The 15,233-nt window shown below is 49.5% G+C and carries 9 protein-coding genes and 1 pseudogene; 2 read left to right on the top strand and 8 right to left on the bottom strand.

All coding sequences use genetic code 11. From position 1 onward, the window contains the following. Window positions 1–166 precede the first annotated feature (166 nt). Together HMPREF6485_RS01680 and HMPREF6485_RS01685 are read right to left on the bottom strand one after the other, a co-directional pair. On the bottom strand, window positions 167–2,530 hold the full coding sequence (locus HMPREF6485_RS01680; protein ID WP_004344239.1) for an AraC family transcriptional regulator: 2,364 nt from the start codon (window positions 2,528–2,530) through the stop codon (window positions 167–169). 74 nt (window positions 2,531–2,604) lie between these two features. Next, a pseudogene (locus HMPREF6485_RS01685) lies at window positions 2,605–2,939 on the bottom strand (IS30 family transposase); the annotation flags it as partial. A gap of 679 nt (window positions 2,940–3,618) precedes the next feature. Between HMPREF6485_RS01685 and HMPREF6485_RS01695 the strand changes: the two are divergent. Beyond that, window positions 3,619–5,874: a glycoside hydrolase family 3 C-terminal domain-containing protein gene (locus HMPREF6485_RS01695; protein ID WP_004344243.1), complete on the top strand. Its 2,256-nt coding sequence runs from the start codon at window positions 3,619–3,621 to the stop codon at window positions 5,872–5,874. 288 nt (window positions 5,875–6,162) lie between these two features. Here HMPREF6485_RS01695 and HMPREF6485_RS01700 read toward each other — a convergent pair whose 3' ends face one another. The 6 genes from HMPREF6485_RS01700 to HMPREF6485_RS01720 all read right to left on the bottom strand — a co-directional run bounded on the left by HMPREF6485_RS01700 (window position 6,163) and on the right by HMPREF6485_RS01720 (window position 11,010). Continuing rightward, window positions 6,163–6,510 carry a DUF1573 domain-containing protein gene (locus tag HMPREF6485_RS01700; protein WP_004344244.1) on the bottom strand — a complete coding sequence of 116 codons (348 nt, stop codon included), beginning with the start codon at window positions 6,508–6,510 and terminating at the stop codon, window positions 6,163–6,165. Window positions 6,511–6,614: 104 nt separating this feature from the next. Next, a complete protein-coding gene (locus HMPREF6485_RS01705; RefSeq protein ID WP_155814376.1) occupies window positions 6,615–7,298 on the bottom strand; it encodes a hypothetical protein in 684 nt (227 codons plus the stop codon). A 101-nt stretch (window positions 7,299–7,399) separates the two neighbouring features. Further along, window positions 7,400–7,669 carry a hypothetical protein gene (locus HMPREF6485_RS13920; protein ID WP_155814377.1) on the bottom strand — a complete coding sequence of 90 codons (270 nt, stop codon included), beginning with the start codon at window positions 7,667–7,669 and terminating at the stop codon, window positions 7,400–7,402. Window positions 7,670–7,857: 188 nt separating this feature from the next. Beyond that, on the bottom strand, window positions 7,858–10,047 hold the full coding sequence (locus HMPREF6485_RS01710; RefSeq protein ID WP_004341525.1) for a glutamine synthetase III family protein: 2,190 nt from the start codon (window positions 10,045–10,047) through the stop codon (window positions 7,858–7,860). Between the two features lie 135 nt (window positions 10,048–10,182). Continuing rightward, window positions 10,183–10,362, bottom strand: a complete 180-nt coding sequence (locus HMPREF6485_RS01715; RefSeq protein ID WP_004344247.1) for a DUF4250 domain-containing protein — start codon at window positions 10,360–10,362, stop codon at window positions 10,183–10,185. 180 nt (window positions 10,363–10,542) lie between these two features. Further along, window positions 10,543–11,010: a nucleoside deaminase gene (locus HMPREF6485_RS01720; protein ID WP_004341527.1), complete on the bottom strand. Its 468-nt coding sequence runs from the start codon at window positions 11,008–11,010 to the stop codon at window positions 10,543–10,545. A 557-nt stretch (window positions 11,011–11,567) separates the two neighbouring features. Here HMPREF6485_RS01720 and HMPREF6485_RS01725 point away from each other — a divergent pair. Then, on the top strand, window positions 11,568–15,176 hold the full coding sequence (locus HMPREF6485_RS01725) for a DEAD/DEAH box helicase (protein WP_004344249.1): 3,609 nt from the start codon (window positions 11,568–11,570) through the stop codon (window positions 15,174–15,176). Window positions 15,177–15,233 lie beyond the last annotated feature (57 nt).

The following is a 15,233-nucleotide window of genomic DNA, read 5'->3' on the forward strand; positions in this document are numbered from 1 at the left end:
GGTCTTTAACTTAGTTATTTTTAGGTATATCATCAATTATGGCAAAAAGTAGCTATTAGATAAAATCTGCCACAAAAGTCGCTAAAAACCGATATCATGATTGGTAAAATCAAACCAAATCTTCGGTATTTTTGTTCCAAATACTGACTTTACAGTCCATTTTACCTTATTTTTTATACTTTTGCCGATATTCAGATGGACTCATTCCATAGGTTGCACGAAAACTTTTGCCAAAATAATTTTGATCAGCAAAGCCACAGGCATATGCTATTTCCTTTACAGCAGAATGGGTTGAAACCAACAGATTGCATGCTTTATGCATCCGAGCTCTATTGATAAACTCCTTTGGAGTAATACCAATGATATTCTTCATCTTCCGATTTAGCCCCGACCGACTTACTCCAACAACTGTAGCCAAGTCAGTGACATTGATGTCTGATTCTGCCAAGTTTTGGTCTATATAATCCATAATACGATTCATCAAGGCTTCTTCCTCTTTTGAAAGGCTATCATTTAAAAGATGTATTCCCTGAAAGGATGTACTTTCATTACCATTAGAAACTACATTTCTTTCTTCTAACAGCCTTAAATAGGCTTTTAAGGTCTCATTTTGCTTTCTCTGCATCTCGCGGATATAAAAATAAATGTAAAAAGCAGAGAATATCAAAATAAGAGCAAGTAAGATATACATAGCCTTGGCAACCTCTGTCTGCCAAATTGTGGGAATTACAATTAGAGTGAACGTGCGAATGTTGCCAGCCCATTCTCCATTCAGCAATTTTGATTCTATATAGAGCCGATAAGTTCCCGGAGAAAGGTTGAGTAAAGTCACAGAACGCTCTCTATGCAAACTATTCCATTGCTGTTTTTCCCCTAACCTGAAACGATATTCCAGATTTTCACAATTTTTATAATTCAGTGCAACAAATGTGAGTTTGATATTTCTTTGATACTGATCCAAGACAATGGTGTCACTCTTGCTGACTGCATAATTTAAAACCTTGTTTTCTATAAGGGTGCTGGTCAATACTATTTTGGGAATATGTCCCTTTTGGCGAAGCAAATTAGTATTGAAAATAGCAGCTCCGTCCATAAGCCCGACTATATATCTGCCATTCCCAAGTGAAAGAGGAGGGGCGTCGGAGAATAACAACCTGTCATCCCACACATCGTTATTATAAGTGACGAAGGTGTTTTTATGTATATCAAGGGCCGTCAATCCTTTCGTTCCGATTAACCATAATACCCCATGGGCATCAATGGCAGAAGAAACGTAGCTTTCATCATAATGCAAGAACTCAAACCGATTAGCTAACAGATTCTTAGTAAGTATTCGGTTAATCCCCCCACCTTCTGTACATACAAACATGTGATGACAAGGGGTTTCCGTAATATACATAGTGGCAGAGTTGTTGAGACTACTAAATCGTCCCGACTCACATTGATGGATCTTAAACCTCAAACGATAGGGAGAAGTTTTTGTCAGTTTACTCACGAGAAGCCCTCTCGTGGTACATACAAACATGATATCCTTAGCTGTGATATAGGTGTATCGAACCGATCTACATATTTGGGGAAGATTGGTGAATTCTCTGAATTGATTGAGGATAATTCGTCTCTCATTGTCAGGATTCAGAATGCAACAAAGTGTTTTATCCATTGTTGACAGCCAAAGCCGTCCCCATTGATCTTGACAAATACTGTAGATTTCATCTGCCATTTTATGCCCATAGACATCTTGAGCGATATGTTCGACTACAAAGTCACCACCCTGATTCTCTTGAAGTCTAAAAAGACCTCTGGGTTTACTTCCTAACCAAAAGATTCCTTTGGCATCCTGATAGATACAATAGATGGCAGCACCAAAACATGTATATCTATGATGAAGACTCCCATCTCTCCCCAAATAACCTTTTAAATTCAAATGCTCATCAAAGATACGTATGGTGGAGTCTTCCCTATTGGTAATCCATATTCGCCGCTTTTTATCCTTATATATACATCTCACCTGACTATTTGTTTTCTGGGGAATTCGAGTAAAGTAGCTCAATTTCTGATATTCTTGCTTTACACCCTTAGAATCCACTGTCCACCTAATGCCATGCCTATCCACAATACTTTTGACAGGAACTTCAGAAAAGCGGTATTTCCTCAAGGTTTGATTCCATGTCATCTTAGTATCACTGAACTTACCTGTCTTGATGTTGAAAAGAAAACATTCATCCTCTACTTTACAAAGAATGCTACTGCCTATGATATGAATATCGGTTATTCTATCATACCCTAAACTGCTCCCATCGCCGGCATGAGACTTGAAGGTTACAAAATCATATCCATCAAATCGATCTAACCCATTCCATGTACCTATCCAAATCATCCCATCCCCGTCTTGTGCTATACTCGTACAATGGTGATGGGACAGACCATCAAATTCGCCAAATCGGCGTACATTGAGACTTGCCTGCCCTCGGATTTCTAATATGGCCAAGAACAGACAAAATACACACATGGCGTTCTTTAGTAAAAACATTTAGACAAGCCCTAAAATTTGCAACATAAACTTACTTGTATATGACATAGAGTCAACCAGCAAATGCAAAATTATTAAATTCTTTTGTAGAACTCGCATTTTGGTGTTTGAAAATTGAGTTTTTGTCTTGGCCTCCTGTTTATTTTCTTCTGTATCATCGCTGTCTTTTTGTCTGTGAATTCATCGAAGTTTGCTTGCTTTGGGATATACTGCCTAATGAGCTTGTTTGTGTTTTCAATCGCTCCTTTCTGCCATGAGGCATAAGGGCCGGCAAAGTAAACGACAACTTCTAAACACTTAGTAATCAGATTATGCGCCGCAAATCCAGGGCCATTATCTGTGGCAATGGTCTTGATGTGTTTTTGGTTGGAACCAACAGCTTGCAATGATGTTTGGACAACTCTCCAATCGTGAAAGTCTGAGAGACATTGTGGTGGCATTGGAAGCTCACCATTCAAAGTGTAAGTTTCTTGACATAGAAAGTAAGCCTATTGCCAAAAACACATTTGCATCTGCCAATCAGAATCGTAACTATAGGCTCTTCGAGGATTTTGCTTTCTACATGATGAAGGAGGCTTGTGAAAAACGTGCGACCTATGAAGTCTTACAAATCCTAAACATATCACTGACGGACAAAACTCACCTAACTGACCTGTTTGATAAGACTAAATTCAACAATGTCAAAGAACTCGATAGTTCCCTCCATCCCGGGGCTATTCGATTAACATTTAACTCGTCTCAATTTTAATGGGACACTAGTGAGATAATATATTAAATGGCAAAAGTAAACACCTTGGCATTCATCTCAAAATGGAAGACGATAGAAAACAAAAAGTATTGGAAAAGCATGAGAATGGTAATAAGTTTAATGCCACGAACATGAACACGTCCACTTTTTCTCCCCTAGATTTTCTATCCATGACTTTATATATCAATCATTTACAAACATGCTTCTTCCTGTTTTATCCACATTTTCACTCTAAAGAGTCATTTTTATATCTATATTTTAGTAATTTTGCAGAGACGAAATATTCCTGCCTAAACCTGAAAGGACAATCTATATAACTCAATGATATAAAACCTACAGGATGAAACATTTGATACTATCATGTGTGCTGTCACTATCCACGACGATGGCGGCACAGGCGCAGCAGTCGCTGCCGCTCTATCTGGACGAGACAAAACCGATGGAGCAGCGCATTGACGATGCCATCGGCAGAATGACGCTTCAGGAGAAGATTCGCATCATCCATGCCCAGAGCAAGTTTTCGGCGGCAGGCGTTCCCCGCTTGGGTTTCCCCGACTTCTGGACTGACGACGGCCCCCACGGTGTGCGCCCCGACGTGTTGTGGGACGAATGGGAACAGGCAGGACAGACCAACGACTCCTGCGTGGCCTTTCCGGCACTCACCTGTCTTGCTGCATCGTGGAATCCCCGGATGAGTCGCCTCTATGGCGAGAGTCTGGGCGAGGAGGCACGCTACCGAAACAAGAACATGATTCTCGGCCCGGGTGTCAACATCTATCGCACACCACTCAACGGACGCAACTTCGAGTATATGGGAGAAGACCCTTACTTGGCTTCCACGATGGTGGTGCCCTACATCCAAGGGCTGCAATCGAAGGGCGTGGCGGCCTGTGTGAAGCACTACTGTCTCAACAACGACGAGGAATACCGCCATCAGGTGAATGTCATCATCAGCGACCGTGCCCTGCATGAAATCTATCTTCCGGCCTTCAAGGCGGCTGTGGAACAAGGCAAGGCATGGGCCATCATGGGGGCCTACAACCTCTACAAGGACGAGCACAACTGCCATAACCAATGGACACTCAACAAGATACTGAAAGGTGACTGGAAGTTTGACGGCGTGGTGGTGAGCGACTGGGGAGGAGCCCACGACACGGAGCAGGCCGTAAGGAACGGACTCGACATGGAGTTCGGGTCTTGGACCAATGGGCTGACGATGGGGGCCAGCAATGCCTACGACAACTACTACCTTGCCAACCCCTATCTGAAAGGCATCAAAGAGGGCAAATACACCACGAAAGAACTTGACGACAAGGTGCGGCGCGTGCTCCGACTCTACTATCGCACGACGATGAATCCCAACCGTCCGCATGGTTTCCTCTGTTCCGACGACCATTATCAGGCTGCCCGGCAGATTGCGGAAGAAGGCATCGTGCTGCTCCAAAACAAGCGCGGGGTGTTGCCCATCAACACGGCAAAGGCCAAACGTGTGCTTGTGGTGGGCGAGAATGCCATCAAGATGATGACTGTCGGGGGCGGCAGTTCGTCGCTGAAAGTGCAGCGGGAGATTTCTCCCTTTGAGGGTCTGAAGGCACGGTTGGGAGACGGCATCGCGGTAGACTATGCCCGTGGGTATGTGGGCGATGTCACCGGCGATTACAATGGTGTGAGCACCGGACAACAGCTCGAAGACAACCGGTCGGCCGACGAGCTGATAGCCGAGGCCGTAAGGAAGGCCCGGGGAGCCGACTATGTGGTGATGTTCGGGGGATTGAACAAAAGCGACTATCAGGATTGTGAGGGGCACGACCGCAAGGCTTACGAACTGCCCTACGCACAAGACCGCCTCATCGAGGCGTTGGCCAAGGCCAACAAGAACTTCGTCTATGTCAATATCTCGGGCAATGCCGTGGCCATGCCGTGGAAAGAGCAGGTGCCGGCCATTGTGCAAGGCTGGTTCATCGGTTCGGAAGCCGGTGAAGCACTTGCGGCCATCCTCACGGGAGACGCCAATCCGAGCGGGAAAATGCCGTTCACTTGGCCCTCCTCGCTCAAGGAAGTGGGTGCCCACGCACTTGACACCTATCCGGGCACATGGCGGAATGCGGCCAAAGGGCCGTCCGACCCTCACAACATCATCGATGAGGAGTACAAAGAGGGCGTCTACGTGGGCTATCGCTGGGCCGACAAGGAACACACACGTCCGCTCTTTGCCTTCGGTCACGGGTTGAGTTACACCTCGTTTGAACTGTCCAACCTGCGTGCCGACAAAGCCGCCTTGACCGCAACTGACAGCATCACCTTCACCGTCAATGTGAAAAATACGGGCAAGCGCGCCGGGGCCGAAACCATCCAACTCTACATTCACGACGTAAAGGCTTCGGTAGACCGTCCCTACAAAGAACTGAAAGGATTCAAGAAAGTGTTCTGTCAGCCGGGCGAAAGCAAGGAGGTGAGCATCACCATCGGCAACGACGCACTGAGTTTCTACGACGAGGCAACGGGGGCATGGAAATCGGAGCCCGGAATGTTCGAGGCCCTGATAGGCAACTCTTCCGACAACTTGCGGTTGAAAAAAGCATTCGAGTTGAAGTAGCCTTCCCCGAAAGAGCATTATCCAACTCGCAAAAAGGAGGCAGTAACATAGAGTGAGCCTCGATAGGCGCTTGTCCGCTTATCGGGGCTCACTTCATAAAGATAGACTACAGATTGACTTAAAATGTCTTTTTATCAAGGCTCCTTCTTCCTATAAATTTCAAAGAATTTTTAAGAAAGGACAGAAACACATATTAGTCACCACCTGCGAAGAAACGTCCGATAGGCAAGAAAGTGAAGCAGGTGGATATTACGTAGGAAGCATTTGCACATGTAAGAATATATGTACTTAATTGTCAATGCGAGTCTCTCTGTATTCCTTTTTTCCTAACACTCTCAACATAATCGGTTTTTGTTCATGGAAATATACAGCTATTGTTTTGCCAAAATAACCGCTATCATTTGTAACATCAATAGAAATAAATATTTTTCCCTTTTCACCTACCCGTATTGGCTTGTGTGGATATCTAACTTTTGTACACCCACAACTAGTCTTTATTGTATCTATTAGCTGTACTTTGTCCGTATAATTATAATAATCAAAAAATGTAGTTATGGTATCTTTATATTGGTGAAGAAGAATCTTCTTCTTTTCTTTAAATATAAATTTCCATTCCCAATTTTCATCTTTTATCATGCTATAAAGAGGAGTATTACCTGTATCTTTACCCTTACCATAATATAATATAATAGAATAGAAATAAAAGTAGACTCAATATACCAATAAGAATAAATACAATCTTAATCTTTTGCATACATCCTCACTACCAATTGAACAAAAAAACGGTGCAGGAGGAGGGCGGTTACCCCCAAACATGAAAGGACTATTACAGCAATATGAATATTCCATTTGCCAGACCATTCATCAACAACCCAATATACTCCGATGGCTAATAGCAGCACAATATAAGAAATCACTTGCTTGAAAAGTGAAAAATTGACCATTTCGAAGTCACTAAGACGCTCTTTTTCCCGACATACCACAATGGGAAACGTACAGACGTTAACAACCCCTATACAATACAGATAGGTTGCCAACAGCTGAATCAGGGAAAAACCATAGTACATCATGATAGGAAATAGTAATATGGCAATGAGAGTACAATAAGCAAAGATGAAGTAAAATTTGTCAAGAATAAGATGCCTTGCAGGTATCTTCCCTTCATCTTGACATTCATATCCACGACCCTTTCGTATGCAGATCCTGCGTCCGGCAAGACACACCGTAATTAAAGAAAAAACGAGAAAGAGTTGGGTGTTGGACGTGATTGTCTCAAACCACCATTGTCCACCATGTTGGCTATATCTTATAGCCTGACCGACACAAAGCCCTATCCCCAAAAAAGTCAATAAACTTATAATCGTGAACAACACCTTGTCTTGTAACAAAGAGAGGAACAGTAAGTTTTTCTTTAAAGAAATCATTTTATTAAGCATAAAATCAAATCATAACTTTATTTCATATTGCAAGAGTTCCATCACTTTTTAATGGAACTCTTGCCTTAAATGTTTATTTTATACAAAAATTATCTTATCCTTCTCATACATCTGCTATATGATTTTCTTGCAGAATATAGACAATAGCCATAAGCTGCATATCCCATAGCTATAGTCCCCCCACCTGTAAAAAAGCCAACGACCGTGCCTGCTATTGGGTAGAAACTGCAATCCCTAACATCTATCATATAATCATCTTCACACATAGCCTTCTGAACGGCTAAATCACGGCTATCCCTCATTCTAAAATCAGCATTAATCTCGCCTGTTTTATCATCCGTGACATCAACATCTTCCACTAAATCTCTAAAATCAGAATAAGTTTTTTATGAGATTATCGGCACGAGCCAAGACCGCCTGTGTGTGAGATTCATCCCGCCCCCCTACAAAGAGACAGAGCAGCCCGGCAAAGAGCCAAACAGCTTTCACAAAAGTGTATAAATGTAAACGATGTAGCCGCACAGAATGGAAAAGTTATATACTGTTATCACCTGATGAACAGCAGTTCGCGGTATTTCGGGAGCGTCCAGAGTTCGTCGGCCACCATGAGTTCGAGCTTGTCTATCTGGTAGCGAATCTCCTCCATCTTCGGGGCCACGATGTCGTGGTAGGCCACTGCCTTTTCGCGCTCGCTCTCTATGCGGTTGGCCTTTTTGCGGGCATTGACGAGTTCTTCCACGCCCGTCTCTATCTTCTCGGTGCGCTCGGCTATCTCGCGAATGATTTTCACGTTGCGTGCCGTGAGCCGGGCACCCTCCTCACGGCCGAAGATGTTGAACATGCCCTCTACATTCTTGGCCAATCTGCTCTGGTAGTGAGTGGCCACGGGAATGACATGATTCATCGTGAGGTCGCCCATCACGCGCGCCTCTATCTGTATCTTCTTGGTGTAGGTTTCCCATTTCACCTCGTTGCGGGCGCGGAGTTCGTTCTCTTTCATCACGCCCGTAGACTCGAACATGCGGATGCTCTCAGCATCGAGATAGCGATCGAAGCACACGGGACAGCTGGCCTCGCAGTCGAGTCCCCGCTCACGGGCTTCGGCCTTCCACTCGTCGCTGTAGCCGTTGCCGTCGAAGCGGATGGGACGACAGGTCTTGATGTCTTCCCGGATGATGTCGATGATGGCACTCGTCCGGTCTTCACCGCCGGCGATGAGCGCATCCACGCGCCGCTTGAAGTCGGTGAGAGCTTCGGCCATAGCCGAGTTGAGCACGATGAGCGCACTGGCACAGTTAGCCTCAGAGCCCACGGCACGAAACTCGAAGCGGTTGCCCGTGAAGGCGAAAGGCGACGTGCGGTTGCGGTCGGTGTTGTCAATCATCAGTTCGGGAATCTCAGGAATGTCGAGTTCCATACCTTTCTTTCCGGCCACGGTGAAGAGTTCGTCCTTGTCAGCCTTCTCGATGTGGTTGAGCAGGTCGGTGAGCTGCTTGCCCAAGAAGCTGGAGATGATGGCCGGCGGAGCCTCGTTGGCCCCGAGCCGATGGTCGTTGGTGGCACTCATCACCGAGGCCTTGAGCAGTCCGTTGTGGCGATAGACGGCCATCAGTGTCTCCACGATGAACACCACGAAGCGCAGATTGGCCTCGGGGGTCTTTCCTGCGGCATGGAGCAGCACGCCCGTGTCAGTGGTCAGCGACCAGTTGTTGTGCTTGCCCGACCCGTTGACACCATCAAACGGCTTCTCGTGCAGCAACACGCGGAAGCTGTGCCGGTGGGCCACTTTCTTCATCAGACTCATGAGCAACATGTTGTGGTCGACGGCCAGATTGCACTCCTCGTAGATCGGGGCCAGTTCAAACTGGTTGGGGGCCACCTCGTTGTGGCGCGTCTTACAAGGGATACCCAGTTCGAGGGCTTGTATTTCGAGATCTTTCATGAACGCCTGCACACGCTCGGGAATGGTGCCAAAGTAGTGGTCGTCCATCTGTTGGTTCTTGGCTGAGTCGTGCCCCATGAGCGTGCGGCCGGTGAGCATGAGGTCGGGGCGAGCCGAATAGAGGCTCTCGTCAACGAGGAAATATTCCTGTTCCCACCCCAAGTTGGTCTGCACCTTCTTCACATTCTTGTCGAAATAGTGACACACCTCGGTGGCGGCCACGTTCACGGCGTGGAGCGAGCGCAGCAGCGGAGCCTTGTAGTCGAGTGCCTCACCGGTATAGGAGATGAAGATGGTGGGGATGCAGAGTGTGTCGTCGATGATGAACACGGGCGATGTCGGATCCCAGGCCGAGTAGCCCCGCGCCTCGAAAGTGTTGCGTATGCCGCCGTTGGGAAACGAACTGGCATCGGGCTCCTGTTGCACAAGCAGTTTGCCGGAGAAGTCTTCGATCATTCCTCCCTTGCCGTCGTGCTCCACAAAGGCATCGTGCTTCTCGGCCGTGCCCTCGGTCAATGGTTGAAACCAGTGGGTGTAGTGGGTCACGCCGTTTTCCTCGGCCCATTGCTTCATGCCGGCCGCCACGGCATCGGCTATCGAACGGTCGAGGCGGGTGCCATTGTCCATCACGTCTACCAGCTTCTCATACACGTCGGCAGGCAGATACTTGTACATCTTGGAGCGGTTGAACACATATTTCCCGAAAAACTCTGAAGGACGCTCCTTGGGGACTTCCACCTCCAACGGGCGTTTTCTGAACGCTTCGGCCACAACCTCAAATCTTAAATTCGCCATTGTCTACACTTTTACTTGTTATAACGTTTCCGATACTTAAAGATGGTCTCCCCCGCCATTTCCTGAGGCCGGGGGCCGAAAATAGAGAAAGAGCGTCTCGCCGATGGCATGGCGGGACGCTCTTTCGGGTTGGTCTTACCAGAATTTATTGTTCTTTTCGCTGTATTCGAAACCGACGGCCGCCAGCTTCGTTTCCAGTGCATTGCGATCTACATTCATATCGTCGCAGAGATCGTCGAGCGAGCGATAGTCATCACGGAGCAGCATATTCACCGTGCTGAAAAGAATCATCGGGTCTTTGGGCAGTCTATCCATCTTTTTGTTCTACCTATAAAGTCGGCTACAAAATTACGAATTTCTTCCGAATAATTTATCATCATTCCTGCTTTTTTGCTATCCGGCATCACCATGCCCCGGAATCCCCCTTCCGCAAACATAAATAGCAGGGCTTTCGGGGCCCTGCTATCACAACTGTTTTTCTCGTACATAAAATGCTTAATACTCCGTCTTCTCGGTGCTCTCGTCCCACATCCGGAAGGCCTTGAGTGCCTCGTCGCGCAAAAGGATCTCCATCGGCTTGTGCCTGTCGGCGGGCTTGAGACCTATCTCCTGATAGATAAAGTCGTCGTCGAAACCGATTTTGGCAGCATCCTTACGGTCGTTGGCATAATAGATTTTGTCGAGATGTGCCCAATAAATGGCTCCGAGACACATCGGGCACGGTTCGCAGGAGGTGTAGATTTCGCACCCTTCAAGGTCGAAGTTCTGCAATTTGGAAGTAGCCTTGCGTATGGCGTTGACCTCGGCATGGGCCGTGGGGTCGTGGTCGATGGTCACGCTGTTGGATGCCTCGGCGACAATTTCGCCGTTTCTTGCAATGACGGCACCAAACGGGCCGCCCCCGTGTTTCACACTTTCTTCGCTCAGGACGATGGCCCTGCGCATGAGTTCTTTTTTGTCCATGATACCTTATTATAATTATTAGTCACTCTTTTTCCATCGCAACCGATGGACACGCCACATACTCCGCGACTGAAAGCGCAGACCATATAACGCCCGAAAGACCTCCCTCCCGGAAGGTGAAAGCGCACAAAGGTAAGAAAAAATATTGAGATTCTATGCAAAAAGGCGTTGAAAGTGAGGAGTGAGGATAAGAAGTACAGGAATTTAGGACACCGCTCATGGTTTATACGCCCCTGTCTCCCCACACCACTTCAAAGCAAAGAATGAGAAATATAAGGCCTTTCCTCCATCTTAGCAGTCTTCGGGTTATATGTTTTTTAGTCGGCGAATGATGCGGATCAAACGAATTTATCCGCCCATATCCTTCATTCGCTCAATTCGTTAAATTCGCCGACACATTTTTATCTTTGTCAGCGAATGATGAGGATTAGGCGAATTTATCTGTCCAACAACTCATTCAGAGATAAACGCAGTTTGCCGCTGAACGATAAGCTTCTTTCTTTTCGCAACGGTCGTTAGTTTTGCGGCATGGATTTTTTTCGTAACTTTGCAACGTTATGGCACAGAATATCACTGCAGACGAACTATTCGGGCGCATCAGGGAACTGCTGACCGCCACAGACCTACAGCCGGCCACGCGCAACAGCATGATGCACGAGGTGCTGGTGCTGTGCTGTCACGAGGGCGTGAGAGACACAGAGCAGTCGTTCGGAAACCTCTTTTCGCAGGTGGACTTTCTTTGCAAACGACACCGTGTGGGGGTAAGTGACAAGGCCGACATACAAACCATGCGCCGCCATAGCAACGGCAGCGAGCCCTTGGCGCGCGAAGAACTGCTCTACGACGGGCGCGCACTGAGCATCTTCGTGAGTGCCGTGATGGGCAAGGACATTCCCTCGGGGCTTACCGAAATCATCCCTCACACTCATCGCCCGCACCAAACGGGGCAGGAAATCAACAGCCGGCAGGTGCGCTGCGTGGTGGACGGTTGGGACGACAACTGCCTCTACGCCACCCCGGATGGGGAGACGGGCGGTGAACAATATGCCGTAAGACTGCGCAACGAGACCGACGGCACTGACCACAGCTACCTCACCGGCATCATCCGCAAGGGCACACAGCTCAATCTGCTCGACTGCCATATCGAGACAGAGACAAGGGCCGACAGCGGGGGGCGGGCTTCCGGGGAAGGCCGGGGGCAACGAATGCTCACGGCACGCATCATCGTGGTGGAACCCGACTTCCTCATCGACATCAGCAGCATAGCGGCCTGCTTCGCCGAGTATGGTCACCACCCGATGCTCTACCTGCTCAACCAGATGAAACCGCGGGTCAACACGCAGGCTACACTGCTCGGAAACTTTGCCGGAGCGGCCCTCGACGACATCGTGAACAGCCGTGGAGACTACAACATGAACGACACCGTGCGGAGCAACTTCCGCGAGAAGGCCCTCGAATTTACCACCTGCCGCGACTTCAACGCCCAAAAGTTCTACGCCGATGCCCTTGTGCAAGCGGGCAATCTGCAACGGGTGGTGGACATACTCTTCGGCCACGGCAACGGGAGCACGGACAATCTTGCCCCCACCGGGGAGGAACGGGGCATGGCCCTGCTCGAACCTTCGTTCGTGTGTGAGGCCTTGGGCATACAGGGGCGGGTGGACTTGATGACGACTGACATGCGCCTGCTGGCGGAACAGAAGTCGGGCCGCAACATGAACATCGAGCGGGGGCGGCCCAACATCGCCTATCACAGCTACCAACTCGAACCGCACTACGTGCAGTTGCTACTCTACTACGGGGTGCTGCGCTACAACTTCCGACTCGGCACAAACACGGTGGACATACGCTTGCTCTACTCCAAATATCCGCCTAAAGACGGGCTGATGGTGGTGGCCTACTACCACCGGCTCTTCCTTGAAGCCATCGCCTACCGCAACCGGCTGGTGGCCATGCACTTCGACATAGCCCGCAAGGGCTTCGGAAGATATGTCGGAGAACTGACTCCCGAGACGCTCAACGTGAATGGGGCGACCGACTTCTTCTACAACACCTACCTGCGCCCGCCGCTCGAAGAGCTGACGGCACCACTCCACCGGCTCACGCCACTACAACGCGACTACTTCAACCGCATGATGACCTTTGTGGTGCGCGAACAACTAATAGGCAAGGTGGGCAGCCAAGAGGGCACCAACACGAGCAGCAGCGACTTGTGGGGAATGCCCTTGGCCGAAAAGCGGGACACGGGAAACATCTACACCGGCCTGCGCATCATGCGCAAAGAGCGCAGCAGCGACTACAACGGGTATGACACCGTAACCCTGAGCGTGCCCGAACAGGAGGAAGACTTCCTGCCCAACTTCCGCGTGGGAGACATGGTCTACCTCTATGCCTACGCTCCTGGTGAGTCAGCGGACCACCCCCGGCAGCCGGAACGGGAACCGGACGTGAGGCACGCCATATTATATAAAGGTGTGTTGGAGGAGATACGCACCGACCGGATCGTAGTACACCTGAACGACGGACAGCAACGCGAGGAAGCCATCGACGCACTGCCGGGACTGCCGGCGGAGCACACGGGAGCTCCGCTCTTCGCTATAGAGCATGGCACCAGCGACATCGGAGCGGCTTCACAAATCAAAGCCCTACACCGATTTGCAGCCGCAGGTGAGGCATTCAAAGACCTGCTACTGGGCCGGCGCGCACCGGAGAGCGACCCGAGCCGGCAACTCACACGCCCTTACGACGCCACACTCGACGACATTTTGCTGCGTGCCAAACAGGCAAGCGACTACTTTCTGCTCGTGGGCCCGCCGGGGACAGGCAAGACCAGCCGTGCGCTGCGCTTCATGGTGGAGGAGGCACTGGCCTCCCATCGGGCCGGCGACGGGACAAGCAACACCTCGCTGCTACTCTTGTCGTACACCAACCGCGCCGTTGACGAGATTTGCGACATGCTCATCGGGGCCGGCATCGACTTCCTGCGCATAGGCAATGAGTTCTCGTGCGACACCCGTTTCCGCCCTCATCTCATCGGCAAAGCCATAGCCGAGCACCCGCGGCTCGACGACATGCGTCACCGGCTGACTGCCACCAACGTCATCGTGGGCACCACATCAATGATAGCCTCGCGGCCCTACATCTTCGACTTGAAACGCTTCGACCTTGCCATCATCGACGAAGCAGGCCAGATATTGGAACCCAACATCATTGGTCTGCTGGCCATGTTGGCCGACAGACCGGCGGAAGATGGCGGACAGGCGACAGACGGCAGCCGACTTCGCCGCCCGAAATTCATCCTCATAGGCGACCACAAGCAGCTGCCGGCCGTGGTGCAACAGTCGGAGAAAGAGTCGGCCGTAGCCGAACAGTCGCTCCGAGACATCTGTTTGGACAACTGCCGCAACTCGCTTTTTGAGCGTCTGCTGCGCTGGGAACGCCACGAGGGGCGCGAAGCATTCGTCGGCATCTTGCGCCGACAGGGACGCATGCACCCGGACGTGGCCGAATTTCCCAACCGCATGTTCTATCACGACGAGCATCTGGAGCCCGTACCCTGCCCCCATCAGAAAGAGACGGCCCTCTATCCGCCTGCTGTCGTCGCCCGCTATGCCGGCCGCTCGGACCTTGACGACCTGCTGCTTTCCCACCGCATGGTGTTCATCCCTTCAGAATTTTGCAGGCAACCCAACGTGTCGGAAAAGGTGAATATACGCGAGGCCGACACCGTGTGCGAAGTGCTGCAGCGTGTCTATGCCTACTACGGCGACCGGTTCGACCCGGACAAGACGGTGGGTGTCATCGTGCCCTATCGCAACCAGATAGCCATGATACGCAAACGCATGGAGCGACTCGGCCTACCGGGACTGGAACGCGTGAGCATCGACACCGTGGAGCGCTATCAGGGAAGCCAGCGCGATGTCATCATCTACTCGTTCACCATACAGAATCGCTGGCAAATGGAGTTCCTCACAGCCAGCAGTTTCGTGGAAAACGGGCACATCATCGACCGCAAACTCAATGTGGCCATCACCCGGGCACGCAGGCAAATGGTGATGACAGGCAATCCGAACGTACTCCACAACAACTTGGTTTTCAGACAGTTAATAAACTTTTGCAGAGAAAAAGGAGGCTTTCCGGACATGAAAAAGAACAAAAGAGACTAAAAATAACTGTTAAATTATTTCCCCAAAACAAAAAAACAACATAACTTTGCAGCGGAT

Origin of the sequence: Segatella buccae ATCC 33574 (assembly GCF_000184945.1) — a bacterium.
Lineage (GTDB): Bacteria > Bacteroidota > Bacteroidia > Bacteroidales > Bacteroidaceae > Prevotella > Prevotella buccae.